At 76.1% G+C, this 25247-nt stretch carries 15 protein-coding genes; 5 read left to right on the top strand and 10 right to left on the bottom strand.

Annotation, left to right across the window (positions count from 1 at the left end; genetic code table 11):
* Positions 1 to 400: 400 nt before the first annotated feature.
* Positions 401 to 2023, top strand: coding sequence for a phytoene desaturase family protein (locus CRV15_RS00525; protein ID WP_009998177.1), 1623 nt, complete (start codon positions 401 to 403; stop codon positions 2021 to 2023).
* A gap of 973 nt (positions 2024 to 2996) precedes the next feature.
* Here CRV15_RS00525 and CRV15_RS00520 read toward each other — a convergent pair.
* From CRV15_RS00520 to CRV15_RS00510, 3 genes are read right to left on the bottom strand one after another with little or no spacing between them, the layout of a single operon-like run.
* Positions 2997 to 4271 (bottom strand): type 2 periplasmic-binding domain-containing protein, encoded by a 1275-nt coding sequence (locus CRV15_RS00520; protein WP_003962785.1) that lies wholly within the window; start codon positions 4269 to 4271, stop codon positions 2997 to 2999.
* On the bottom strand, positions 4268 to 5443 hold the full coding sequence (locus CRV15_RS00515; protein WP_003962786.1) for a hypothetical protein: 1176 nt from the start codon (positions 5441 to 5443) through the stop codon (positions 4268 to 4270). The genes CRV15_RS00520 and CRV15_RS00515 overlap by 4 nt, the downstream gene beginning before the upstream one ends.
* The gene (locus tag CRV15_RS00510; protein WP_003962787.1) at positions 5440 to 9327 is read right to left on the bottom strand and encodes a tetratricopeptide repeat protein; all 3888 of its coding nucleotides are present in this window, start codon (positions 9325 to 9327) and stop codon (positions 5440 to 5442) included. The genes CRV15_RS00515 and CRV15_RS00510 overlap by 4 nt, the downstream gene beginning before the upstream one ends.
* A 229-nt stretch (positions 9328 to 9556) precedes the next feature.
* Here CRV15_RS00510 and CRV15_RS00505 point away from each other — a divergent pair, with 229 nt between their 5' ends.
* The 3 genes from CRV15_RS00505 (at position 9557) to CRV15_RS00495 (ending at position 17143) form a co-directional block, all read left to right on the top strand.
* Positions 9557 to 12358 (top strand): SpoIIE family protein phosphatase, encoded by a 2802-nt coding sequence (locus CRV15_RS00505; RefSeq protein ID WP_003962788.1) that lies wholly within the window; start codon positions 9557 to 9559, stop codon positions 12356 to 12358.
* 197 nt (positions 12359 to 12555) lie between these two features.
* Positions 12556 to 15138 (top strand): ATP-dependent Clp protease ATP-binding subunit, encoded by a 2583-nt coding sequence (locus tag CRV15_RS00500; protein ID WP_003962789.1) that lies wholly within the window; start codon positions 12556 to 12558, stop codon positions 15136 to 15138.
* A gap of 73 nt (positions 15139 to 15211) precedes the next feature.
* Positions 15212 to 17143 (top strand): AfsR/SARP family transcriptional regulator, encoded by a 1932-nt coding sequence (locus CRV15_RS00495; RefSeq protein WP_003962790.1) that lies wholly within the window; start codon positions 15212 to 15214, stop codon positions 17141 to 17143.
* A 961-nt stretch (positions 17144 to 18104) separates the two neighbouring features.
* Here CRV15_RS00495 and CRV15_RS00490 read toward each other — a convergent pair.
* The 7 genes from CRV15_RS00490 to CRV15_RS00455 form a co-directional block, all read right to left on the bottom strand.
* Entirely contained in the window at positions 18105 to 19445 is a 1341-nt protein-coding gene (locus CRV15_RS00490; protein ID WP_009998180.1) for a phosphoribosyltransferase family protein, read from the bottom strand.
* A gap of 133 nt (positions 19446 to 19578) precedes the next feature.
* Complete coding sequence (locus CRV15_RS00485; RefSeq protein ID WP_009998181.1) at positions 19579 to 20175, bottom strand: MarR family winged helix-turn-helix transcriptional regulator; 597 nt, start codon at positions 20173 to 20175, stop codon at positions 19579 to 19581.
* Positions 20176 to 20652: 477 nt separating this feature from the next.
* Complete coding sequence (locus CRV15_RS00475; RefSeq protein WP_003962794.1) at positions 20653 to 21219, bottom strand: EF-hand domain-containing protein; 567 nt, start codon at positions 21217 to 21219, stop codon at positions 20653 to 20655.
* A gap of 80 nt (positions 21220 to 21299) precedes the next feature.
* Positions 21300 to 22112 (bottom strand): SAM-dependent methyltransferase, encoded by an 813-nt coding sequence (locus tag CRV15_RS00470; protein ID WP_003962795.1) that lies wholly within the window; start codon positions 22110 to 22112, stop codon positions 21300 to 21302.
* A 196-nt stretch (positions 22113 to 22308) separates the two neighbouring features.
* Positions 22309 to 23061 carry a phosphotransferase family protein gene (locus tag CRV15_RS00465; RefSeq protein ID WP_003962796.1) on the bottom strand — a complete coding sequence of 251 codons (753 nt, stop codon included), beginning with the start codon at positions 23059 to 23061 and terminating at the stop codon, positions 22309 to 22311.
* 104 nt (positions 23062 to 23165) lie between these two features.
* Positions 23166 to 23744 carry an AMIN-like domain-containing (lipo)protein gene (locus CRV15_RS00460; protein WP_009998183.1) on the bottom strand — a complete coding sequence of 193 codons (579 nt, stop codon included), beginning with the start codon at positions 23742 to 23744 and terminating at the stop codon, positions 23166 to 23168.
* A 198-nt stretch (positions 23745 to 23942) separates the two neighbouring features.
* Positions 23943 to 24593: a TetR/AcrR family transcriptional regulator gene (locus CRV15_RS00455; protein ID WP_003962798.1), complete on the bottom strand. Its 651-nt coding sequence runs from the start codon at positions 24591 to 24593 to the stop codon at positions 23943 to 23945.
* A 48-nt stretch (positions 24594 to 24641) separates the two neighbouring features.
* On the opposite strand from CRV15_RS00455, the gene CRV15_RS00450 reads away from it, so the two are divergent.
* Positions 24642 to 25211, top strand: coding sequence for a GNAT family N-acetyltransferase (locus CRV15_RS00450; RefSeq protein WP_003962799.1), 570 nt, complete (start codon positions 24642 to 24644; stop codon positions 25209 to 25211).
* Positions 25212 to 25247: the final 36 nt, after the last annotated feature.

The following is a 25247-nucleotide window of genomic DNA, read 5'->3' as shown; positions in this document are numbered from 1 at the left end:
GGGCGGGCGCCGCCCGGACCGGCGCCGCCCCTGGTGGGCACGCCCCACTCTCGCCGCGGGAGATCACCCCGGGGAAGGCGGGACGAGTGGCCGGAACCTGCCTGGCAGCTTGGGGACCGCACCGGTCCGGCGGCGCCCGCTTGGGGGAGCGCGGCGCCCGCGCGCCGCCCGGCGGGGCGCGGCCCCGGAGGTCAACATCCCGTCAACGGCCCTCGGCCGCGCGTCAAGAGATCGTTGACCTGCCCCGGGCACACTCGTCCGCAGGCCCCCACCGCGCACCCCGCCCTGCCGCCCGCCGCGGACACGCCCCCGGCGTCCGTACGCGGACCGCGCCGGTGTGCTGACTACTGTGATGGACGAGGCCCACGGGAATACCAGGGTGAAGAGGGAGAGAGGTGCCATGAAGGACACCGACGCCGTTGTCGTGGGCTCCGGGATCAACGGGCTGGTGGCCGCCGCCGAGCTGGCCGAGGCCGGATGGTCCGTCACCCTGCTCGAACGCCACGACGACATCGGCGGCTTCATCGCCTCCGGGGAACGCACCCTCCCCGGCTACATCCACGACACCTACTCCTCCTGGCACCCCCTGTTCGTGACCGGACCCGCCCACGCCCGGCTCGGGGAACGGCTGCGCGAACACGGACTGACGTACCGCAACACCGAGGAGTGGGTCACCGCGAGCGTCGCCGACGACGGACGGGTCACCCTGGCCCACCGCGACCCCAAGGTCACGGCCGCGGGCTTCGCCTACGAGGCCGACCGGGACGCCTATCTCGCCGCGCTGCGGCTGCTCGACGAGCACATGGGTCCCGTCGGCGGCCTCCTCGGCGGCGAACCGAGGTCATCCGCAGGCCTGCGCCACCTGGCGGATCTGTTCCGCATCGGCGGGCGCGCCGGAGTCGAGGGCTGGGCACGCTCCCTCGTCACCGGCGGGCGCGGCTACGCCCGTTCGCGCTTCCGGGGCACCGAGGTCGACCACCTCTACGCCCCCTGGCTGCTGCACGCGGGTCTCTCGCCCGACCACGCCTCCGGCGGGTTCATGATCCCCCTGCTCGCGGCCACCCTGCACGGGGCCGGGCTGCCCGTCGTGGCCGGGGGAGCGGGCCGGTTCACCGACGCGTTCCGCTCGCTCCTCGACTCCCTCGGGGTCCGGATCATCACCGGCACCGAGGTCGAACGCGTCCTCGTCGACGGGAACCGGGCCCGGGGCGTGGTCGCGGACGGCCGGGTCGTCCGGGCCCGCCGCGCGGTCCTCGCGAGCGTGACGCCCACCGTGCTCTACGGGCGGCTGCTGCCCCGGGACACCGTGGACCGGGAGGTACGGGAGCAGGCGGCCCGGTTCCGCTACGGACGGGCCGCGCTCCAGATCCACGCCGCGCTGTCGGGCCCCGTGCCCTGGCGGGACGAGCGGCTGGGCACCGTTCCGCTGATCCATCTCTCCGACGGCTCGGGCAGCACCGGCATCGCCTGCGCCGAGGCCGAGGCGGGTCTGCTGCCCCGGCGCCCCACGGTCGCCGTCGGCCAGCAGCACGTCCTGGACCCCGGCCGGGTGCCCGAGGGCGCGGCGGCCCTGTGGCTCCAGCTCCAGGAGGTCCCCTTCGCCCCGCTCGGGGACGCCGCCGGCGAACTCGACACCGGCGGCGGCTGGACCACCGCGCTCGCCCGGTCCTACGCCGACCGCGTCCTGGACCGGGTCGCCGCGCACGCCCCCGGGCTGCGGGAGCGCATCCTCGCCCTGGACATCATCACCCCCGTCGACCTGGCCGCCCGCAACCCGAACGCCGTCTGCGGCGACCCCTACGGCGGCTCGCTGGAACTGGACCAGAACTATCTCTGGCGCCCGCTCCCCGGCGCGGGCACCCACCGCACCCCGATCGAGGGCCTGTGGCACATCGGGGCGTCCACGCACCCCGGACCGGGCCTCGGCGGCGGCTCCGGCCACACCGTCGCCACCACGCTGCTCGCGGACGGCGACGAGCAGTGGCGGGGCCCCGCCGGAATCCTGCCGGCCCTCGGCGTCTGACACCCGCCGGGCGCGCGACCGCGCTTCCCGGCGCCCGGCCTCGGCTCCGCCGGGTCCGCCCCGTGCGTGACCGCACCCGCACGGCGCGCCGGGTGCCCGGTGCCCGGTGCCAGCTTCGTCCGGTGCCCGGCCTCGGCTCCGCGCGGCCCCGGTGCACGGCCCGCCGCGCGCCCGGCCCGTGGCTCCGCCGCGGCTCCGCGCGGGCTCCGTCCGGTGCTCGACCGCGCCCGGTGCGGGGTGTGTTCGGTGCCGGGTCCCGTCGGTGGCGGGTCCGACCCGGTGCCGGCTCCGCCCGGTGTGCGACCGCGCCCGGTGCCCGGCCCGCCGGGCGCCTGACCGACGCGTTGGGTGCCCGGTCCCGTCGCCGTCCGATCCACCTCGGTGCCGGCTTCGCCCGACAGCCGACCCACCGGGTGTCCGGCCACCGGTCCTGTCCGGCGTCGGTCCGTTCGGTGCTCGATGTCCCCGGTGCCCGGTGCCCGGTGCCCGGTGCCCGGTGCCCGGTGCCCGGTGCCCGGTGCCCGGTGCCCGGTGCCCGGGTGCGCGGCGTGTTCGGTGCCTGGTCCCGCCGGGAGTCCGAGGCTTGCCCGGTGTGCCACCCGCCGGGCTGTCCGACGCGTTCGGTGTCCGGACCCGCCGGGCGTCGGCCTCGCTCCCGCCCTGTGTCCGGCGTGTTCGGTGACCGGTCCGGTCGGTGGCCGGTCCTGTGCGGCGCCGGCTTCGCTCGGTGCTCGACCGCGCCGGTGGGCGACTTGCCCGGTGTCCCGGTGCCCGCCCCCGCGCGGCGCCCGGTGCGGCCTGGTGTCTGCGGCCCGCGGGGTGCCCGCGCCCGCTTCGCCCGGTGTGCGACCGTGCCCGGCGCCCGGCTACCGGGTGTCCGAAGCGTTCGGCGCCCGGCCCCGTCGGCGGCGGCTCGGTGCCCGACGGCGCCCGGCGCCGGTCCTGCCCGTCGGCGGCTCCGTCCCGGCCGCGTTCAGCGTCTGATCCTGCCGCACAGATGGTCCAGGGCGAAGGCCCCCGCCTCCTGCTGGAGCAGGCGTTCCGCCTCCAGTTGCCGCAGCAGCCGGTCCAGCAGCGCGCCGTCCCCGGGGGCCTGGAGGAACTCCAGCACCGCCCGCTGGAAGGCGCCCCGCAGGGTCGGCGGCATCGCGTCCGACGCGTCGAAGCAGAGCAGCCGCGCCTCCGTGAACAGCCCTACCACCGCTTCGGTCGCCCGGGTGCGCGGGCCCGGCCCCGCCGTTCCGTCGGCGAAGAACGGACGCTCCGCCGCCTTCGCCGCCCGCGCCCAGTCGGCCCGGGTCGTCGGGGAGACCAGCTCCCGCAGCAGCCGCCAGGCCGCGTCGCCCGGCGCGAACACCGCCGCCAGATCACCGGAGACCTCGAAGGCACCGCCCCCGTCCGGGAGCCCGGGGACCACCGTGGACGTGGGCGCGGGCAGCACGTCGTCCCCGTAGTGCCTGCGGATGAACGAGCCCTGGTGCTCCCGGTCGCAGTCGCCGCTGTTCAGCAGCCCCCGCCCGTCCTCGCCGTCGAACGGGGTGGACAGCGCCGCCGGGCCCGGCTTCCCGCCCCGTGCCGTGAGCAGGTCCCGCCAGAGGTGCCAGGCCCGCCGCACCCGGTCGTCCGTCCACTCCAGCGAGCCCGTGGCCCACGCCTCGTACACCTCGGGACCCTGCGACTGGAGCAGCAGATCCTCGATCCAGTCCGTCCCCGGCCAGCCCGACACCGGGCCCGACGCCATGCCCAGGCACCAGCGCCCCTCGCCGTTCGACCTGCTCCAGACGATGCTCTTGAGATCCACCCGCACCGGGATTCCGTACACGTGCTGCCGCAGTTGACCGAGGTCGTCGGCGAGGGTGATCCGCTGCGCCCAGGGTCCGGTGGCCGTCGCCGCCAGACCCTCCGGCAGGGGGGACGCGGTGCCGTCCCGCGCGTACTCCGCCAGTTCGCCCAGCCCGTTCAGGATCGCCACGTCGGGCGGGGCGTCCGAACGCAACTGCGCCACCAGCGTCTCGCGCAGGGAGCGGGTGCCCTCGTACGCGTAACGGACCCCGGTCCGCTCGCCGATCCGCGCGAGCACGGTCGTGAACGGCTTCTCCTCGCCGCCCGTCCAGGGGCCCAGGACCACCAGGGTCCGCTCGCCGGGGCCGCCCGAGCAGCCCGCGGCGAGCAGCGCGGCCGGGGCGAGCAGACACCAGGCCAGCAGGGAACGCAGCACACGGCCCACGGCCGTCGACGGTGTCGTCATCGGGTCCGCCTACGGATCATCAGATGTCTGCGGTTGTAGTGGAAGAGGGTGTATCCGCAGGCCAGGGCGGCTGCCGCCCCCGGTATCAGGGCCAGGGCCGTCCACCGGGTCCACCCCGGGGGATGGGTGTCCGCGAGCCGGACCGCGAGCCGGTCCCGCTCCCGTGCGATCGTCCGCTCGGCCAGGATCTGGCTCTCGATCTCGTCCCTGATCCGGTTGCCCGCACCCCGGTCGGCCGCGTCCCGGTCGGCCGAGACCCGCGCCAGCGCGGCCACGGTCTGCCCGATGTACTGCTGCGAGCGGTGCTGGCCCGCCGTCCCGAACCCCAGCAGGGCGAGCACCAGCAGCACCGGCGCCGCGCACCCGGCGAGCGGCAGGCTGTGCACCCGGATCCGCCGCCGCAGAAAGGCCAGGGTGCCGACGACGAGGAGGACGAAGAGCAGCGCCGCCACCACGGCGGCCAGGGCCGTGCCCGCGGTGAGGGCGCTCCACCCCGACCGCCGGGCGGCGTCCGCGCGCAGCTCGCGCTCCAGGGTCCGCAAGCGGTCGAGCACGGCCGTGGAGCCCTCGGGGCCCCGGCCGTCGCCCAGCAGACCGGCCGCGTACGCGAGCCCGGCCCGGCGCAGCCCGTCGCTGTTCTGCTGGTCGTTCGCCCAGTCGATCAAGCCGTCGTAGGCGACGACCAGACCCGACACCACCCGGATCTCCTGCTCCTGCGAGCGGCGCAGCGCCCCGGTCTGCGCCGCGTTGTTGAGGCTCTGGGCGGCCTGCGCGAGCAGCGAGGGATAGCGTTCGCCGAGCCCGACGAGAGCGGTCTGCCGCAGCGGCTGCCCGGCGACCCCGCCGAGGCGCCGCTCCGCCTCGTACCGCGCCAGCGTCAGCGAGACCCGGGTACGGGTCAGCTCCGCCAGGGCGGGCGCGTGGCGGTCGCGGAGCTGTTCGGTACGGCCCGCGGGCACGGAGTGCGCGACGGCCGCGAGGCCCAGCGCGGTGAGGGCGACCACCGGCAGCAGGACCGACCGCGTCATCAGGAACGGCCCGGTGGGCCTGCGGACACCGTCCGCGCGCCCCGAGGCCCAGTGCCACAGGGGCAGCCAGCAGGCCCGCGGGGCCCGCCGCCACCACCGTCCGCGCGTCCCGCCCGCGGGGGTCCGCCCCGCGGCCCCGCTCACCGGGCCCCGCCCCGCGCGCTGTCGCCCCCACCGGCGGACCGGCCCCGCGCCCGGCGGTCGAACAGCCCCCGGGGCGCCTCGTCGCTCCGCCGGTGGCGGAAGCCGAACGGCCGGGTCAGATACGCGTTGTCGACCAGCGCCTCGGCCAGTGCGCGGTCCTCGTCGCCGGAGCCGGGCGGCACCTGCTCGTACAGCCGCAGATAGCAGGCCGCGAGCTGTTCGCGCAGCTCGCGCTCGGAGGCCGGGGCGGGGACGTCCTCGGGCAGCTCGGCGAGGTGCGCGCGCAGCGTCTCCAGCGGGTCCCCGCCGCCCGGGTCCCGCCGGTCCCCGGGCGGCCGTGCCCGCCGCCCGGCCGCCGTCCGCGCACGGGGGCGCGGACCGGCGGCGGGGACCAGCAGGAGCAGCAGCTCCAGCAGATCGGCGCCGAGCCGCTGCTCCGCCAACTGGTCGGTCAGCCCCTCCCTGCGGGTGAGCCGGTGCAGGGCGACCCAGGCGCGGCACGCCTCCTCGGGGGAGGGCGGGGAGCCGTCGGCGGGCGGGTCCGCGAGGATGCGCACCACGGCCGTCCGCGCCGCCGTGCGGTGCCGCGAGTCCGCCGGGACGGCCCGCAGACAGGTGAGGGCGTCCGCCGCCCGCCCGGCCAGCAGATGGATGCGGGCGAGCCCGAAGGCGGCCCCGCCGAGCGCGCGATTGCGCTGCCACACCGCCTGGTACAGCGTCTCGGCCGTCTTCGGCCGGTCGAGCCGCTCATGGCAGTACCCCAGCGCCAGTTTGGGCGCGTACTCGCCGGGGATCGCCGCGTACACCCGGTCGAACGAGGTCAGCGCCCCGGCCAGATCGCCGCGGAAGAGCCGCAGCAGCCCCTGGTGCCAGTGCAGCCGCCAGTCGTGTCCGGCCAGGGCCCCGATCGCCGAGCGGGCCCGGGCGAGTTCCCGCTCGGCCTCCGCGCACCGCTGCGCCGACTCCTCGGGCCGGTGCCCGGCGATGTCCAGATGGAGTCGGCAGCGCAGCAGCGAGCGCTCGGGGGACTCGTCCCAGGCACCGCTGAGCTGGAGCAGGCCGACCGGGTCGTCGTACGAGGTGCGCTGGAGCATGGTCCAGTTGCGGTCGTTCTCGTCCGGTTTCGGCACCGGCAGCCCGCAGGCCACGGCCGAGGGCTCCGGGGGCCGGAAGGTCAGCCGGCGTTTGGCATTGCCCCCGGTCCGCCACTGGACGAGGGCCGGGGCCCGGCCGAGTTCGCCGTCGAGGGCGGCGGGCGTGGGGATGAAGAGCGGCGAGGGTTCGAAGTGCTCCTTGCCGAGCCGCAGCGAACGCAGCTCCCGCAGGACGCCCCGGAGCTGGAGCGCCATCTCCGCCGCCGAGGCGAACCGGGCCTCGGGCAGGTCCGCCATGGCCCGGGCCACCGCCCGCTCCAGGGAGTCGGGCCGCCGGGGCGAGGGCGCCTTCGGCGCCAGGTCGAAGAGCTGCCGGAGCACCGCGCCGACGGCGTACAGATCGGCGGCGACCGTCATCCGGTTGGAGTACCGCAGCTCGGGTGCCGGATAGGTGACCGGCCCCGGCGCGCCGATCTCCCGTACCCCGGCCACGTCGATGAGTTTGATCCCGCCGCCGCAGTGGATCACGTTGGTGAGGGAGAGGTCGCCGTAGACGAGCCGCCGCTTCTCGTGGAGATGGGTGAGCGCGTTCAGGATGAGCAGCCCGTACACCGTGATGAACTCGGGCACCCGGTCGTCGTGGAAGGGCGGGACGCGGTCCCTGATCTGGTCGGCGACCCACTGGAGCGGCGCGCCGTCGGCGAACTCCATCACGATGAACATGGCGGTGTTCTGCGGATGGCCGGGGTGGCGGGCGTAGTTGAAGACCTTGATGATCGACGGGTGGTTGAGCCCGATGAGCCGCAGCCGCTCCCGCAGGGCCGTCTCGGCGGCGCCGGGGTCGCCGGGGTCGCGGACCCCCTTGAGGGCGACCGCCCGGTTCTCCAGCATCTGGTCACGGGCGAGATACACCCGGCCGAAGCTGCCCTGGCCGATCCGGCCGATCACCCGGTACTGCTGGTGCAGCTCCTGGCCGCGCGTCAGCCCCGAGTCCGGGGCGGCGGGGTCGGGGGAGGTGTCCACGAGGTCGTCCGGGTTGTCGACCGTCACCTGGGGGAGGTCGGTGAGGCCGTCACCGGCCGGGAGCACGGTGTACCGGTGCGCGGCGTCCGGGTCGAACGAGTGCACGGCCTCCTCGACCTCGCTGTGGAGCCGGAACAGCTCGTACGAGAGGGCCGCGCTGTTGCGCAGCCCGCCGCCCCGGAGCGCGGAGAGCCGGGCGGCGAGGTGCCGGGAGGCGGGCGGGGTGAGGCGGACGGTGTGCCGGTCGGCGCCGCCGCCGTCCGCGCTCCCGCCGGCGGACCTCCGGGCGGCTCCGGCGGGGCCCCGTCCGGCGGCCCGGTCGGCGCGGTCGCCCGGGGGGCGGCTGCGCCGTTCCAGGGAGGTCAGGACATCCAGCCGCTCGGCGATGGTCCGGGCGCGGCGCTCGGACCACCCGGGGTCGAGCAGTTCACCGGCGACCCGGTCGAGCAGCGGGGAGCGCGGGTCGCGGAAGGTGAGCAGCAGTCGGCTGTGCCCCTGTCTCAGCAGGGCGTGCAGCAGGGGCAGGACCGCCTCGCCCACCGGTGCGGCCCGGTCGACGGAGAGGAAGGCCGCGCACAGTGGCGGGCTGTGCCCGGCGATCCGCTCCAGCAGGGCGTCGGTTTCCGTGCCCGCCGTGGGGGGAGCGGGGCCGTCCGCTTCCGTTCCCGAGCTGTCCCGTCCGGGGGCCGGGCCCTCCGTCGCCCGGGCTGGGCCCCGGCCGTCCGCCCCCGGTTCCGCGCCGTCCCCTCCCGGGGCGCCGTCGTCCAGCCCGGTGCGGCCCGCCGTATGGGCGACCAGCTCCGCGACGGTCCGGCCGCTGACCTCCACGGCGAGGTCGATCGACCCCGCCTGCGGGACGGGGGCGCGGGTGCCCTCCCCGGTGCCCGGGGCGCGTTCCCGGTCGGCGAGGTTGAGCGTCGCGTGCAGCACGGACAGCGCGTCCTGGTCGTCGTCACCGGCGAAGGCCAGCTCCACCGGGTCCCTGACCCGCCCGGGGCCCGGGGCCGTCCCGCCGTCCAACCAGGCGGTCACCGTGTGCCGCAGCCCGCGCGCCCGCCGGGAGTCCGGTGGACCGGAGGTGGGCGGGATGGTGCGGGAGACGGCCCGGTGCCCGGAGACCAGCCGGTCGCGCCCGGCCTCGGGGAGATGGCGCAGCAGGGTCTCGGTCGGGATCATCCGGTGCGTCCCGCCGTCGCCGCTCCCGCCGGGCGGCTGCGCCAGGATGCCGATGACCCGGCCGGTGCGTCCGTGGACGACGCCGCCGCCCGCGAAACCGGGGCCGAGCGGGCCGGACCCGGCGTCCGGCGCGATGCGCACCCACGCGGGGCGGACACCGGGACCGTCGCGCTCCAGCAGCCGCGCGGGCACCTCCCGGCCGTCCGGCCGGTCCCCGGGGTAGCCGACCAGCCGCACCGGTTCGTGCGGCGCGGGGGACTGCCGGTGGAGCAGGACGGGGCGCGCGGGCGCGGGCTCCGTCAGCCGCAGCACCGTGACACCCCCGTCCACGCCGTGGGGGTCGGCCAGCACCTCGGCGGGCAGCAGCCGCCCGCCCGGACCTCCGGCGGCGGGGAAGTCCGCGTACACCCGCGACGGCGCCTCCGCCGCCGGACGGAGCGCCACCACCCCCGCACAGGTGACCACCAGACCCCCCGGCAACAGCACCCCGGCCCCGACCGGCCCCTCCGTGCGGGCTTCCCGCCGGAACAGCCGGACCCGCCAACTCTCGCCGCGGACCGCCGAGTTGGACACTCCCCCGAAGTCCCTCATACCGGAAACGATAGCCCCGAAGAGGAGCGTTCCCTCCCCTTCACCAGGAACCGCCCCCCATCGCCGTACCCGCCCCGCCGGGCCGCTGGTGTCTGAGAGCCGCCGGACCCGCCGGACCCGCCGGACGGGGCCCGGCGGGGGGCCGACCGGACGGTACCGGCCGGGTCCGTGGCGGGACATGACGGCCGATCAAACCACTGAAACCGCCCGGACGTGTAGAAAAGGAACCATGGCGGGAATCAAGGGTTCCTCTGAACGGCCCTCCGGCGACGGACAGCGACCACCGAACGGCGACGACCGGCACGGACCGGCCCCCGGGCGGCGCGCGGGCGCGCGGTCCGCGGTGGGGCCGCGCAGCGTCGTCGGGCAGATGTTCCTGCTGTATCTGGCGGTGGTGCTGCTGCTCACCGCGGGCGCCGTCGTCCTGCTGCTGATCATGGCCCGGCAGGAGAGCGTCCAGGAGGCCGGGGGCCGCTCCCTCGCGCTCGCGCAGGGCTTCGCCGTCGCCCCCGGCACCGCCGCCGCGATCCAGACGCCCGACCCGACCGCCGTGCTCCAGCCCCTCGCCGAGGAGGCCCGCAAGGGCGCCCACGTCGCCTTCGTCGTGGTGCTGGACCGCCGGGGCACCCGGCTCACCCACCCGCTCCCCGACCGGATCGGCAAGCACACCTCGACCGACATGGCCCCCATCCTCGCCGGGAGGACCGTCGTCGAGGAGTGGAACGGCACCCTCGGCCCCCAGGTCCGCGCCTACGTCCCCGTCACCGGCCCCGACGGCGCGGTCGTCGGCGCGGTCGGAGCCGGAGTCCTGATCGCGCAGGTCCACTCCGCCGCGGCCGAACAACTGCCCCTCGTCCTCGGCGCGGCGGCCGGCGCCGTCCTCCTCACCACCGGCGGCGCGGCCCTGCTGAGCCGCCGGCTGCTGCGCCAGACCCACGGCCTCGGCCCCGCCGAGATCACCCGGATGTACGAACACCACGACGCGGTGCTCCACTCCGTACGGGAGGGTGTCCTCATCGTCGACCCCGCCGGGCGGCTGCTGCTCGCCAACGACGAGGCCCGGCGGCTGCTGGGCCTCCCCGCCGATGCCGAGGGCACCGCCGTCGGCTCCCTCGGTCTCCCGCCCGGCCTGGCGGAGCTGCTGTCCTCGGGCCGGGAGGCGACGGACGAGCCGCACCGCGCGGGGGAGCTGACCCTCGCCGTCAGCCAGCGCCCCACCAGGGGACCACGGCCCGGCGGCCCCACCAGCCGGGTCACCACCGTCCGCGACATCACCGAACTCCTCTCCGTCGCCGACCGGGCCGAGACCGCCCAGCGGCGGCTGCGCGTCCTCTACGACGCGGGCGTCCACATCGGCACCACGCTGGAGGTACCGCGTACCGCCCGCGAGCTGGCCGAGACCACCGTCGACCGCTTCGCCGACTTCGTCACCGTCGACCTCGTCGAAGGGGTCCTGCGCGGGGAGGAGGTCGGCGGCACCGAGGGCGAGGTGCGCCGGGTCTGCGTCGCCGGAATCCGTCCCGACGCCCCGCTCTACCGCGAGGGCGAGCTGATCCGGCTGGTGCCCTCCACCCCCCAGGCCCGGGGGCTGTCCACCGGGCGCACGGTGCTGGAGCCCGTCCTCGGCGAGGCCCCCGGGTGGGCGGCGCAGGAGCCCGAACGGGCCCGGCGGATCGTCGAGTACGGCATCCACTCCCTCATCACCGCCCCGCTGGCCGCCCGGGGCGTCCTCCTCGGCGTCGCCGGTTTCTGGCGCATGCGCCGCCCCGAGCCCTTCGACCAGGAGGACATGGCGCTGGCCGAGGAGGTCGCCGCGCGGGCCGCCGTCTGTCTCGACAACGCCCGCCGCTACACCCGCGAGCACACCATGGCCGTCACCCTCCAGCACAGCCTGATGCCGCGCTATCTGCCGGTCCAGGAGGCGGTGGAGGTCGCCTACCGCTACCTCCCCGCCCAGGCGGGCGTCGGCGGCGACTGGTTCGACGTCATCCCGCTGCCCGGCGCCCGGGTCGCCCTCGTCGTCGGCGACGTCGTCGGCCACGGGCTGCACGCCGCGGCCACCATGGGCAGACTGCGGACCGCCGTGCACAACTTCTCCGCGCTCGACCTGCCGCCCGACGACATCCTCGGCCACCTCGACGAACTCGTGGGCCGCATGGACCAGGAGCGCACCGCGGGCGACGACGGCCCCGATGTGACGGGCGCGACCTGCCTGTACGCCATCTACGACCCGGTCGGCGGGGACTGCGTCCTCGCCCGCGCGGGCCACCCGCCGCCCGCCGTGGTCCACCCGGACGGCCGGGTGGAGATCCCCGACGTCCCCGTGTCACCGCCGCTCGGCACGGGCAGCGGGCTGCCCATCGAGACCGCCGCCCTCAAGCTGCCCGAGGGCTCCCGGCTGGTGCTGTTCACGGACGGCCTGGTCGAGAGCGAGGACCGCGACATCGACACCGGTCTCGCCCGGCTGCGCGACGCCCTCTCCGGGCGGCCCGGACTGAGCCCGGAGGAGACCTGCCGGGCCGTGCTCACCGCCCTCCCCGGCCAGCGCCCCCGGGATGACGTCGCCCTCCTGGTGGCCCGGACCCGACGGCTCGACGCGGAGCGGATCGCCGAGTGGCGGGTCCCGTCCGACACCGCCGCCGTCGCGCCGGTGCGGGCCGAGTGCGCCCGCCGGCTGCGGGACTGGGGCCTGGAGGAGATCGCGTTCACGACCGAGCTGATCCTCAGCGAACTCATCACCAACGCGGTCCGCTACGCCTCCCAGCCGATCACCGTCCGGCTGATCCACGCCTCCTCCCTCATCTGCGAGGTCTTCGACGGCAGCAGCACCTCGCCCCATCTGCGCCGGGCGACCGTCACCGACGAGGGCGGCCGGGGCCTCTTCCTGGTGGCGCAGCTCGCCGACCGGTGGGGGACCCGCTACACCCCCCGCGGCAAGGTGATCTGGACCGAGCAGACCCTCGACGGGTCCGGCGGCCACCCCGGCGGCCCCGACCTCACCGAGGCCCTGCTCGACCAGTGGAACCTCTGAGCCGATGCCGATGCCGATGCCGATGCCGATGCTGGTGCCGGTACTGGTGCTGGTACCGGTGCCGGGCCCGGCGCGTACCGGCACGGGCGGCCCACTCCGGTCGCGCACCCCCCGCCCCCGGAGAACAATGAGTGCCGGTACGGGCACCTCGACCACGGCGGGCGGTGCCCGGCCGTGCGGTGGCGCCCGCCGGAGGGATGACCGCGGTGACGACTTCGCCCTTCGGGTCCGGTGACCCGTTCTCCGACCTGTTCAACCGCTTCTTCGGGATGAGCCCGGCGGCCTCCCCGCCGGCCGTCCAGCGGGTCCCCATCGGCCGGCTGCTCAGCGACTCCGCCCAGGAGCTGCTGGCGGCGGCGGGTGCCCGGGCCGCCGAGGACGGTTCCGACCTCGACACCCCCCATCTGCTGTGGGCCGCCACCCGGGTCCCGGCCGGACGGCAGGTGCTGGAACAGGCGGGCGTCGACCCCGACGCCCTCGCCGACCGGGTCGGCCGGTCCCTGCCCACCGGCACCGGCGCCGGTGAACCCGCCCTGACCCCGGCCGCCAAACGGGCCCTGCTCGCGGCACACGCCCGCTCCCAGGCGCTCGGGGCCTCCTACATCGGCCCCGAGCACATCCTCGCCGCCCTGGCGGACGACCCCGCGTCCGGCTTCACGGGCGCCCTGCCCTCCGGCGGCCCCGGCGGCGACCCCGGAACGGGGGAGCGCCACGCCCGCGCGGGCGGCGGCAGCCCGACCCCCACGCTCGACGAGTACGGCCGCGACCTCACCGAGGAGGCCCGCGCGGGCCGGCTCGACCCCGTGGTCGGCCGGGCCCAGGAGATCGAGCAGACCGTGGAGATCCTGTCCCGGCGGACCAAGAACAACCCCGTGCTCATCGGCGACCCGGGCGTCGGCAAGACGGCCATCGTCGAAGGGCTCGCCCAGCGCGTCGTCGCCGATGAGGTCCCGAGGGCGCTGAAGGACCGCCGGGTGGTCTCCCTCGACCTCGCCGGACTCGTCGCCGGGTCCAAGTACCGCGGCGAGTTCGAGGAACGGCTGAAAAAGGTGATCGACGAGGTCACCGCGGCCGACAAGAGCGTCGTGCTCTTCATCGACGAACTCCACACCGTGGTCGGCGCGGGCGGCGGCGGGGAGGGCTCCATGGACGCCGGGAACATCCTCAAACCCGCCCTCGCCCGGGGCGACCTCAGCGTGGTCGGCGCCACCACCATCGACGAGTACCGCAAGCACATCGAGAAGGACGCCGCCCTGGAACGCCGTTTCCAGCCCGTCATGGTGCCCGAACCCACCGTCGAGGAGACCGTCGAGATCCTCCAGGGGCTCCGCGACTCCTACGAGATCCACCACCAGGTGCGCTTCACCGACGAGGCGCTCGACGCGGCGGCCGCCCTCTCCGACCGCTACCTCAGCGACCGCTTCCTCCCGGACAAGGCCATCGACCTGATGGACCAGGCAGGTGCCCGGGTCGGGCTGCGCGCCGTCGGCACCCCCGACCGGAACCACGATCTGGAGGACCGCGTCACCAAGCTGCGCCGGGAGAAGGACGAGGCCGTCAGCTCCGAGGACTACGAGCGGGCGGGCGCGCTCAAGGCCCGGCTCAGGGCGGCCGAGGAGGAGCTGGCGCAGGTCGGCGAGGAACGGGAACAGACCGCCGACGTCACCGCCGAGGACATCGCCGAAGTCCTCTCCGCCCGCACCGGCATCCCCGTCTCCCAGCTCACCGAGACCGAACGCCACCGGCTGATGAAACTGGAGGACGCCCTCCATGAACGGGTCATCGGCCAGGACGAGGCCGTCGTCGCCGTCTCCCAGGCGGTCCGCAGGGGCCGGGCCGGCATGGGCGACCCCGACCGGCCCACCGGCAGCTTCCTCTTCCTCGGCCCCACCGGCGTCGGCAAGACCGAACTGGCCAAGGCGCTCGCGCAGCTCCTCTTCGGGGACGCCGACCGGATGATCCGCTTCGACATGAGCGAGTTCCAGGAGAAGCACACCGTCTCCCGGCTCGTCGGCTCGCCCCCCGGCTATGTCGGCTACGAGGAAGCGGGCCAGCTCACCGAGGCGGTGCGCCGCAAGCCGTACAGCGTCGTCCTGTTCGACGAGGTCGAGAAGGCCCACCCGGACGTCTTCCATCTGCTGCTCCAGGTCCTGGACGACGGCAGACTCACCGACGCGCAGGGCCGGACCGTCGACTTCCGCCACACCGTGGTCATCATGACCAGCAACATCGGCTCGAAGCGCATCCTCGACCACCATGGGGCGGTGGACGAGATCCGGGACGACCTGATGGGCGATCTGCGCGCCCACTTCCGGCCCGAGTTCCTCAACCGCATCGACGAGGTCATCGTCTTCCACGCCCTCACCCGGGACGACCTCATCCATATCGTCGATCTCCTCCTGGAGGGCACCCGGCGCAGGCTCCACGCCCAGCGGGTCGGCTTCGAGATCACCGAAGCCGCCAAGGAACGGCTGGCCAACCTCGGCTACCAGCCCGAGTTCGGGGCCCGGCCGCTGCGCCGCACCCTCCAGACCGAACTGGACAACCGGCTGTCCACGATGCTGCTCGACGGCACGCTGAGCCCCGGGGACACCGTCGTCGCCGATGTCCGGGACGGCGGGCTGACCCTCTCCCTCAAACAGCCGGACCCGACGGCGGACGACCCGGCGGCGGACCCGGCGGCGGACCCGTCCGCCGAGCCGTCCCCGGAGCCGTCCGCCGAGCCGGAGAAGGACGGGAAGGGGCGGTCGGGGGAGGCGGGGACCGAGGCGGGGAACTGACGGGGCGGAGCGGTCCGCGGGCGGATATACGATCGATATACGTCCGCGGAGAGCACGCGGCGCGGGCCGGGAGGTGGGAGTGGAGGGCAGTGCCAGAGGGCTGCGCTTCGGACTGCTCGGGCCGGTCCGCGTCTGGCAGGACGGAGCGGCCCGGCCGTCGGGAACGCCCCAGCAGCGCGCCCTGCTGACGGCGCTGCTCCTGCGCGAGGGCCGGACGGCCGGTCCCGCGGAGCTGATCAGCGCCCTCTGGGGCGAGCAGCCGCCCGCCCGGGCCCTCGCCATCACCCGCACGTATGCGTCGCGGTTGCGGAAGGTGCTGGGGCCGGGTGCGCTGGTGAGTGAGGCGGGTGGGTACGCGATCCGGGTGGGCCGGGAGTGTGTGGATCTGTTCGAGGCGCAGGAGTTGGCGCTGGAGGCGGAGAAGACGCGTGCGGCGGGTGACCGGGAGCGGGCGCGGGCGCTGATCGGGAAGTCGCTGGGGCTGTGGGACGGTGAGCCGCTGGCGCATGTGCCGGGTCCGTACGCGGAGAATCAGCGGACGCGTCTGGAGGAGTGGCGGCTCCAGTTGCTGGAGACGCGGCTGGATCTGGATCTGGAGGCGGGTGCGCACGCGGAGGCGGTGTCGGAGCTGACGGCGCTGACGGCGGCGCATCCGCTGCGGGAGCGGCTGCGGGAGCTGTTGATGGTGGCGCTGTACCGCAGTGGCCGGCAGGCGGAGGCGCTGGCGGTGTACGCGGACACCCGCCGTCTGCTCGCCGACGAACTCGGTGTCGACCCGCGTCCCGAACTCTCCCGGCTCCAGGAACGCATCCTCCGCGCGGACGCCGGACTCACCCGGCCCGGAACCGCCGCGCCCCGCTTCCCGGTGGGGGCGCCGGTGCTCGTCCGGCCCGCCCAGCTCCCCTCCGGGGTGCCCGACTTCACCGGCCACGAGGACCGGGTGCGGGAGCTCGCGGACTGGCTCGCCGACCCCGGCCACCCGGCGGTGGCGGTGTGCGCGCTCGCGGGCGTCCCCGGCGTCGGCAAGTCCACCCTGGCGGTGCATGTCGCGCACGCGGCCCGGCACCGCTTCCCCGACGGACAGCTCTACATCGACCTCCAGCGCACCGAGCCCCGCGCCGACCGGCCCGGGGCCGTCCTCGGCGCCTTCCTGCACGCCCTGGGCGTCCCGCAGTCCGGCATCCCGGAGGGCAGGGAGGCCCGCGCGGCGCTCTACCGCTCCGTCCTCGCGGGGCGGCGGCTGCTCGTGCTGCTGGACAACGCCCGGGACGCGGCCCAGATCCGGCCCCTGCTGCCCGGCACCGCGGGCTGCGCCGTCCTCGTCACCAGCCGCACCCGCATGGTCGACCTCGCCGGGGCCCGGCTCATCGACCTCGATGTGATGTCCCCCGAGGAGGCGCTCCAGCTCTTCACCCGGATCGTGGGCGCCGAACGCGCCGACGCCGAGCCGGAGGCCGCGCTCCACACCTTCGCCGCCTGCGGCTTCCTGCCGCTGGCGCTCCGCATGGCGGCCTCCCGGCTGGCCGCCCGCCGCGCCTGGACCGTGTCCGACCTCGCCGCGCGGCTCGCCGACGAAAGCCGCCGCCTCGGCGGACTCCAGGCCGGTGAACTCGCCGTCCGGGCCCCCTTCGACCGCGCGTACCGGGGCCTCGGCCCGGGCCAGGCCCGCGCCTTCCGGCTGCTCGCCCTCGCGGACGGCCCCGAGATCCCGGCGGCAGCCGCCGCGGCGATGCTCGGACTCCCGCTGCACACGGCGGAGGACCTGCTCGAAGACCTCGTCGACGCCTCACTGCTCGCGTCCGCCGCACCGGGCCGCTACCACTACCACGACCTCGTCCGCCTCCACGCGCGCTCCTGCGCCGAACGCGACGAGACCCCCGGGGACCGCCAGGAGGCCCTGGCCCGGCTGCTCCGCTTCTCCCTCGCGACCACCGCCCCGCCGGTCCGGGACATCCGGCCCGCCCCGGTCTGCGCCCTCGGGCACTCCGGCCCGCCCCTTCCCTGAACCGTGCCGGTCGTGCCGTCCGCTCGACGACGCCGGGGCGCGCGCTCCTCCTGCGCCCGGCCCCGGGGTCCGGACCGGCCGGGCGTGCGTCCCCCGTGCGGTATGGGGAGGACGGCACCGGGGACGGCGGGCGCCGATGGCGACCTCGTCGGGTCGGCCCGAGGGCGCGGGTCCGCCCGGCTGTCCGTGATTGCCCCCTCCGGTCCCTCCGACGGGCCGGTGTTCCTTCCCGTGGGAGGGCGGTGCCCCGTTCTATCGTTCATGGTCTCCGTGCGCCGCCTCTGTGTCCGGGGCGTCCGGACCGGCCGGGCGTGCGTCCCCGTGCGGTACGGGGAGGACGGCACCGGGGACGGCGGGCGCCGATGGCGACCTCGTCGGGTCGGCCCGACGGCGCGCGGGTCCGCCCGGCCGTCCGTGATCGCCCCCTCCGGACCCTCCGACGGGCCGGTGTTCCTTCCCGTGGGAGGGCGGTGCCCCGTTCTATCGTTCATGGTCTCCGTGCGCCGCCTCCGTGTCCGGGGCGTCCGGACCGGCCGGGCAGGTGCCCTCGGTGCGGCAGGGAACCGGGGCCGCGGGCGCCCGCGGCCCCCCGTTCGGGCCCGCCCCGACGGCGCGCGTCCGCCCGGCCGCCGCGGTCCCCGTGTTCTCCGCGGTCCCGCAAAGGGGCCGTCGGCCTCCGGACCCGGCACGGCCGTGCCCTGTGTGGGACGAATGGCCCGGGGCGCCGTCCGGGACACCGGCGGGAGGTCCTGCCGCCGCCCGGTCCGGCGCCGTGCCGGACAGCTCGCGGGCGGCGGCCCGCGTCACGTGGATGCGTGGGTACGACACCGGCCCAGGACCGTCACCGGCGCGAGCGGTGTCCCCTTCCCCGAGCGGGACGCGGCCCCGGGCGGACGCCGCCGACGCCGACCTCCGGGCGGACGGCGCCCGTACGACGCCCCCCGGAGGGGGATCGGCCGGTTCAGCGCGGGGCGAGATGGTCCGTGAACCACCCGGCGGCGGCCTCGGTGACCTGGTCCAGGGCGCCCGGCTCCGCGAAGAGATGCCCGGCGCCCGCCACGACCAGCAGCCGGTTCGGGCAGCGCAGCCGGTCCTGGGCCCAGCGGTTCAGCTCCAGCACCCGGGGATCGGCACCGCCGACCACGAGGAGGACGGGGGCCGTCACGGCGGGCAGCCGGGCGGCGGCGAGGTCGGGGCGGCCGCCCCGGGAGACCACCGCGGCGCACGGTGAACCGGGCGAGCCCGCCGCCCACAGCGCCGCCCCGGCCCCGGTGCTGGCGCCGAACCAGCCGATCGCCAGCTCCCCGCAGCCGGGGCGGTCCAGCAGCCAGCGGGTGGCCCCGGCCAGCCGCTCGGCCAGCAGCTCCGTGGCGAAGACCAGGGAACGGTCCACGGCCTCCGCCTCGGTCAGCAGATCGAGGAGCAGGGTGCCGAGGCCCGCGCCGTTGAGCCCCGCCGCCACCCGCCGGTTGCGGGGGCTGTGCCGTCCGCTGCCGCTGCCGTGGGCGAAGAGCACCGCTCCGGTCGCCCCGGCGGGCAGCGTGAGATGTCCGCCGAGCCGTACCCCACCGGCCGGGAGCGACACCTCCGTGTCCACGGGCCCGGCCCGGGGCGGCTCCGGCGCGGGCGGCGCCCCGCCGTCCCCGGCCGGGCCGTCCGCCGCCGTCCGCCGGGCCGCGTCCCGCAGCGCCCGGACGACCTCCTCGTCCCGGGTCTGGGCGAAGTTCGCGTAGAACTGCCCCACGGCGGCGAAGTCCACGGGGGTGTGGAGGCAGACCAGTTCGTCCGCCTCACCCGCGAGCACCGAGGTCCAGTGCGGCGGCGCGACCGGTACCGCGAGCACGACATGGGCGGCTCCCCGGGCCCGGACGATCCGGCAGGCGGCCCGCGCGGTCGAACCGGTCGCCACACCGTCGTCCACCAGGACCACCGTGCGGCCCCCGAGCGGTTCGGCGGGGCGTTCGCCCCGGTAGCGGGCGGCCCGCTCCGCGAGCACGGCCCGCTCCCGCTCCTCCACGGCGGCCAGTTCACCGGGGGAGACCCCGGCCCCGCGCACCACCCGCTCGTTGACGACGCGTACCCCGTCCTCGCCGACGGCGCCCATGCCCAGCTCGGGCTGGAACGGCACCCCCAGCTTGCGCACCAGACAGATGTCCAGCGGGGCGCCCAGGGCCTCGGCCACCCGCGCCGCGACGGGCACACCGCCCCGGGGCAGCCCCAGGACCACCGGATCGCGGTCCCGGAGCGAGGTCAGCCGTCCGGCCAGCCGCCGGCCCGCCTCGTCCCGGTCCAGGAAGTACATGCGCAGCCTCCCCACAGGGGCATCCCCCGGGACACCGCTCGCACCGCCCCCCGTGGTCCATTGTCGCCCTTTGCCGCCCTTCCGGCCGTGGGGCGGCAGCCCGGCCACTCCCGGGGCCGTGGTCCCGGGAGTGTCAGCGCCGGGGCGCGGCGGACGGCCCGGCGGCGCGCGCGAGGGACCGCAGCGCCCGGTCCAGGCCCTCGCGCTCCCCGTCGTCGAGGAGCGAGACGAGCCCGGTGAGCGCCGCCGCCAGATCGGTGAGCGCGGCGTCGGCCACCCGGCGGCCCTCGTCGGTGAGGGCGATCCGGAAGCTGCGCCGGTCCTCGGTGTCCAGGCTCCGCGCCACCAGCCCCGCCCGCTCCAGCCGGTCCAGCCGCTTGGTCATACCGGCGCGGGACGTCAGCAGGGTGTCGGAGAGCCGCGAAGGGCTCAGGACATAGGGCGGGCCGCCGCGCCGGAGCGTCGCGAGCACGTCGAACTCGCCCTTGCTGATGCCGTGCCGCCGCACCGCCCGTTCCCCCGCGGGCCCGGTGACCTGCTCGGCGACGAAGGCGAGACGGCCGAGGACGGCCACGGCGCCGAGATCGAGATCGGGCCGCTCGCGCAGCCAGTCGTCGGCGAGGCGGTCGGTCGGGTCGGCGGACCCGGCGGCGGGGCGGCGGGGGCTGTCCGGATCGCCGGGCCCTTCGGGCCGGGCCGGGGCGTTCGCGGGAACGGAGTCATCGCTCATGGCCCGACAGCTTATGAGCCCGAAGACAATTCGCGCGTGTACTGTCGTCTGGAAAATCATCTCCGGGCGGTGCGTCCGGGGACCCCGAGATCTGGATGACGCGGACCCTCATCCGCGGGGCGCGGGTCTTCGGCGGGCCCTGCACGAGGCGGGCGTCCCCCTGCCGGCGGGCACCGACGCCACCCCCTTCGCGCCGGGCCACGGCGACGGCCGCCACCGCGAGCTGAAGCTGCTGACCCGGGCCGGGGCTGACCCCGCTGGAGGCGCTGACCGCGAGCACCGCCACCGTCGCCCGCCACTTCTCCCTCGCCGGCCGCGGCCGGATCGCCCCCGATCTCCTGCTGGTGAGCGGGGATCCCACCCGCGACATCCACGCGGTCCGGCGCCGGGGCGTCCGCCGGATCCGCTGACCCCGGACGGCTCCCCGGGCCCGTCCCCGCTGCGCGGCACGGGCCCGGGAAGCGGACCGTCCGGATGTCAGCGGCTGTCGAGCGGCCCCAGCAGCCAGGCCCCGGGACCGTGCGGGTCCTCGTCGAAGTAGTAGGCGCGGATGGCGCCGAGGATGTCCGCCCGGCCGATGAGCCCGTCGCCGTCGGTGTCCAGCCGTCCGAAGACCTCCCGGGCGTCCCCTTCCGGCAGCCCCATCAGCGCCCCCGTCCACCGGACCTGCTGGTCGCGGGTCAGCCGTCCGTCGCCGTCCTCGTCGGCGACGTCCATGAGCGCGTCGAGGAACGGCACATACGCGGCGTCGAAGGAGTCGGGCGTCACCAGCAGCCCGGCGGCGAAGGCCGCCTTGTACTCGTCCTCGCCGATCCTGCCGTCCCCGTCGGCGTCCGCGACCCGCACCAGTTGCCGCCACAGCCCGGTGGTCAGCTCCCGCAGCCTGCCCAGCGCCCCGTCCTGGGGCCCCCGGCCGAACGCGGCCCCCAGCCGTTCGACGGCGGACTCGAAGTCCCGCCGCTCGATGAATCCGTCGCCGTCGGTGTCGTAGGTGGCGAACCGCCGTGCGAGCCTTCGCTCCAGGAACGGGCTGACGTCGTGCATCGACGCACTCCTCCAGGGTTGGTCCGGCCTGCCCGGGGTCCGTGTCCCGGGGCAGGGAATACAGGTTCGGGGCGCAGGGGTCAGGGGATACGGGCGACCGCGCCGTACATCGCGATGTCCCGGTCGTCGTCCAGCGGCCGGCCGGGTTCGGGACGCCAGCGGTGGACCTGGCACAGGCCCGGTTCCACCAGGTCGAGGCCGTCGAAGAAGGCCGCGGCCTGCGCCCGGGTCCGCAGCGCCATGGGCATCCCCCGGCGCTCGTACTCGCGCGCGACCCGGCCGACCTCCTGCGGGGCGAAGTCGGCGGTGCCGATGGTCGCGGCCAGGAAGCTGCCCGGTGGCAGCGGCGCGAGCAGCCGCCTCAGCACGGGGTGGTCCTCCGGCGGCAGGACGAAGTGCAGCATCCCGATCACCATCAGGCCGACCGGCTCGCCCAGGTCGAGGATGTCCCGGAAGGCGGGCGAGCCGATGATCGTGCCGGGGTCGCGCATGTCCGCGTCGGCATAGGCGGTCCGCCCCTCGGGGGCGCTGGTGAGCAGGGCCTCGGCATGGGCGAGCACGATCGGGTCGTTGTCGACGTAGACGACACCCGCGTCCGGCCGCTCCGCCTGGACGATCTCATGGAGGTTGGGCGAGGTCGGCAGGCCGGTGCCGATGTCGAGGAACTGGCGGACACCCTCCTCGCGGGCGAGGTACCGGGCCGCCCGGTGCATGAACGCGCGGTTGGCGCGCATATGGACGGGGAGGGCGGGCCACTCCGCGCACATGGCCGCACCGGCCTCGATGTCGACCTGGTAGTGGTCCTTGCCGCCGAGGATGAAGTCGTAGACGCGCGCCGAGTGCGCCCGGCCGGTGTCCACGCGGTCCGCCGCGCGCCGTGCCTCGTATGCCATCGTGTGAACTCCGTTGGGACCGGGGGGAGTCGGCAGTCTACGGCTCCTGCCGCCGGCCCCGGGAGCCGGGGCTCCGGCCCGGGGGCGGTCCGTCCGTGGCGGCGACGGCGACGGCTGCGGGACCGGAACGGGGCGGGGCGGCAGGACCGCCTGTCCGCCGGGCCTGAGCGCGCGCGGCCCCGGGCCCGACGCGGCCTCACATCCGGGCTCTCAGCACATCGACCTCGCAGCCCGGCGCGAAGGGGTCGAAGCCGTGCTCGACCAGCCAGCGGACCGCCAGCAGGCTGCGCAGCGACCACCACCCGTGGATCACCTCGATGTCGATGTCGATGCCGGTGCCATAGCCCGCGATGACGTCGCCGAGGTGCTCCTCGTGCCCGAGTGTGAAGGTGGCGAGGTCGTACAGGGCGTCGCCCCGGCCCGCCTCGGACCAGTCGATGACGCCCGTGACCTCGTCGCCGTCGACGAAGACGTGGGCGATCTGGAGATCGCCGTGGGTGAACGCCGGAGTCCACGGCCGGAGCGCGGCCTCGGCGACCCGGCGGTTGCGGGCGACCAGGTCGGCGGGCAGGACGCCGCTTGTCACGAGCGCCCCGCACTCGTCGTCGAGTTCCGCCGCCAGCGCGACGGCGCTCCGCCCGGCCCGGCCCGGCCAGGGCGGCGGCGGAGCGTCATGCAGCGTCCGGATGGCGGCGCCCGCAGCGGCCCACGCCGCGGGCGACCCGGTCGACGGCCCGCCGAGGCGCCCCAGCGTCGTCCCCCGGAGCGCGGCGATCGCGAGCACGGGCGGCTCGTGCCACAGGATCTCCGGGGTCGGGACCGGTGCCAGGGACATCGCCTCGACCTCGGTGCCGACACGCGCCCGATCGGCGTCCACCTTCAGGAACACATCACCGACGCGCAGCGTCGCCCGCTCGGAATGGGCGACGACGACCTTGACCTCATCCATGGGTGATCAGTATCCCGGGGGCGGCCGACGGCGTCGCCGGGTTTTCGTGTGCGACGACGCGCGGGCCGCCCCGGGAGCACCGGGCGGCCCGCGCCCTGCCGGGCCTACCAGGTGTGCGCCACGTCGACTATCAGGCGGTCGCCCGCGTGGTGCACCCGGAACGGCAGCTTCGCGCGCACGCCCAGGGCCACCTGGGTCTGCCCCTCGAAGCTCGCCCCGAACACGGCGTCCCGGAAGGTCCGGTAGCCGGAGACGTCCACACCCGGCAGGGCCTTGCCCGCGGTGGCTTCGTAGACGGGCCTGCCGGTGGCGGGGTCGTAGCTCGGGGCGTTGACATAGACCTGGAGGATGGCACCGCCCTTGACGGGAAGGCGTTCATGGGTGCCGTCCTGGTGGAAGGCGTCGACATAGCCGACGTGGTAGCCCGTGGCGCCGCCGCCGGCGCCGGTGATGTCGAAGACGGCGCGGTCGAAGCAGTCGTGCCGCCCGGTGCGGATGTTCTTCAGCGGTTCGGCGGTCGACTCGGTGGCCGACCGGGTGCCGCTGCCCCACGGGGTGGAGCAGGTGGCCGCGGCCGACGGGTGGTCCACCTGACCGCACGAGGCCCAGGCCGCTCCGGCCGTTCCCACGAGCGTGACACCCGCCAGCGCGAGGGCGGTGACGGCGGTTCCCAAGGGGCGCATGACATACCTCCGGAAGAGAGAGACGCGGTGCGGGGCCGGGGCCCCGCATGAGCGCCTACCCTTCCGCCGGGCGAAGACGACGACATCCGTGCGGATACTCATCCGGTGGTCCGGGTACCGGTGGCGGGTGTGCCGCAAGGGACTTGAGCGAACGGAGTGCACCTCTGGGGCGCCGGGGTCCGGGCCCGGGCGGGGCGCTCAGCCGCCGGCGGACGGCCGTGTGCCGGTGCCGGGGGAGACCGGGGGGTCAGCGCTCTCCGCCGGCGGCGGGGCCAGCCCCGCCAGATATCCGTCGACCAGCTCGGTCTGGTGGCCGGGCGGGAACGCCCCGGGGTCGAAGAGGGCCTGCACCACCAGGCCGAGCACGAAGGCCAGCGCGCCTTCCGCGACCCGGTCCGGGGCCCCGGGCGGCAGCTCGCCGAGCCGCTGGGCCGCGGCGATCCGCTCCCGCAGCCGGGCCCGGCCGCCCGCGTATCTGCGGGCGTACTCCTCGCTCAGCCCGGGGTCGGCGAGCGCCGTGTCCCAGGACGAGACCCAGATCCGGTTGCTCGCCGCGGCCTCGGCGGTCAGCGGCAGGATGTCGAGCAGCGCGGCCCGCACGGCGGCGAGGCCCTCGGCCGCCGCGCGCCGGGGCCGGGCGGCGGTCCGCTCCGCGAGCAGTTCCAGGGCGTGCGCGACCAGGTCCCGCTTGGCGGGGAAGTAGTGGGTGAGCAGACCGGTGGTCGCGCCCAGCTCGACGGCGACGGCGCGCAGGGTCAGCCCGTCGAAGCCGCGCGCGGCCAGCACCCGCCAGACCGCCTCCGAGACCTCGCGGCGGCGGGCTTCGTGATCCCCCCTGGTACGTGGCATGCTGCCAGAGTACATAGACATAACACTTGTTTTGTGAATGGGGTCGCCATGTTCTCCCTCCCCCTGCGGGACGACGCCCGCCTCCGTCCGCTGGAGGTGTGGCACGCGGCCGAGTTCGCCGCGCACATGGACCGGGCGCGCGAACACATCCGCCCCTGGGTCGGCGCGGGGTTCGTCACCGACGGCCTCGACGGGGCCCGGGGCATCCTGAGCCGCTACGCCGGGCGCCAGGCCGCCGACGGCGGCCGTCTCTACGGCATCTGGCACGCGGACACCCTGGTCGGCGGCGTGATGTTCACGACGTTCGACGCCGCGTCGGGAAGCTGCGAGATCGGCTGCTGGCTGGAGCCCGCGGCCGAGGGGCACGGGCTGGTCACCCCGGCCTGCCGGGCCCTGCTGGACTGGGCCTTCGCCGAGCGGGGGATGTACCGCGCCGAGTGGTGCTGCCGGGCCGACAACGAGCGGAGCGCCGCCGTGGCCCGGCGGCTGGGCATGACCCTCGAAGGGGTGCGGCGCGCGGTCTGGCCCTTCGCCGGTGCCCGCCACGACCAGCAGGTCTGGGCGGTGCTCGCACCCGAGTGGCGGTCCGGCGCGGGCGCGGACCGCCCGGCGTCCTGAGCCACCCGCACCGGCGGGCGGCACCGGGCGGCGACA

The sequence above is a fragment of the Streptomyces clavuligerus genome, from assembly GCF_005519465.1.
Taxonomy (GTDB): domain Bacteria; phylum Actinomycetota; class Actinomycetes; order Streptomycetales; family Streptomycetaceae; genus Streptomyces; species Streptomyces clavuligerus.
This window is presented reverse-complemented; position numbering and strand designations above follow the sequence as displayed.

Bases quoted from the DNA above. Each gene is read 5' to 3' on its own strand.
- CRV15_RS00520 (WP_003962785.1), bottom strand. From the start codon at position 4,271: ATGACGACACCGTCGACGGCCGTGGGCCGTGTGCTGCGTTCCCTGCTG.
- CRV15_RS00465 (WP_003962796.1), bottom strand. From the start codon at position 23,061: ATGGATGAGGTCAAGGTCGTCGTCGCCCATTCCGAGCGGGCGACGCTG.
- CRV15_RS00510 (WP_003962787.1), bottom strand. From the start codon at position 9,327: ATGAGGGACTTCGGGGGAGTGTCCAACTCGGCGGTCCGCGGCGAGAGT.
- CRV15_RS00455 (WP_003962798.1), bottom strand. From the start codon at position 24,593: ATGCCACGTACCAGGGGGGATCACGAAGCCCGCCGCCGCGAGGTCTCG.
- CRV15_RS00475 (WP_003962794.1), bottom strand. From the start codon at position 21,219: ATGCACGACGTCAGCCCGTTCCTGGAGCGAAGGCTCGCACGGCGGTTC.
- CRV15_RS00470 (WP_003962795.1), bottom strand. From the start codon at position 22,112: ATGGCATACGAGGCACGGCGCGCGGCGGACCGCGTGGACACCGGCCGG.
- CRV15_RS00460 (WP_009998183.1), bottom strand. From the start codon at position 23,744: ATGCGCCCCTTGGGAACCGCCGTCACCGCCCTCGCGCTGGCGGGTGTC.
- CRV15_RS00490 (WP_009998180.1), bottom strand. From the start codon at position 19,445: ATGTACTTCCTGGACCGGGACGAGGCGGGCCGGCGGCTGGCCGGACGG.
- CRV15_RS00525 (WP_009998177.1), top strand. From the start codon at position 401: ATGAAGGACACCGACGCCGTTGTCGTGGGCTCCGGGATCAACGGGCTG.
- CRV15_RS00500 (WP_003962789.1), top strand. From the start codon at position 12,556: ATGACCGCGGTGACGACTTCGCCCTTCGGGTCCGGTGACCCGTTCTCC.
- CRV15_RS00450 (WP_003962799.1), top strand. From the start codon at position 24,642: ATGTTCTCCCTCCCCCTGCGGGACGACGCCCGCCTCCGTCCGCTGGAG.
- CRV15_RS00485 (WP_009998181.1), bottom strand. From the start codon at position 20,175: ATGAGCGATGACTCCGTTCCCGCGAACGCCCCGGCCCGGCCCGAAGGG.
- CRV15_RS00505 (WP_003962788.1), top strand. From the start codon at position 9,557: ATGGCGGGAATCAAGGGTTCCTCTGAACGGCCCTCCGGCGACGGACAG.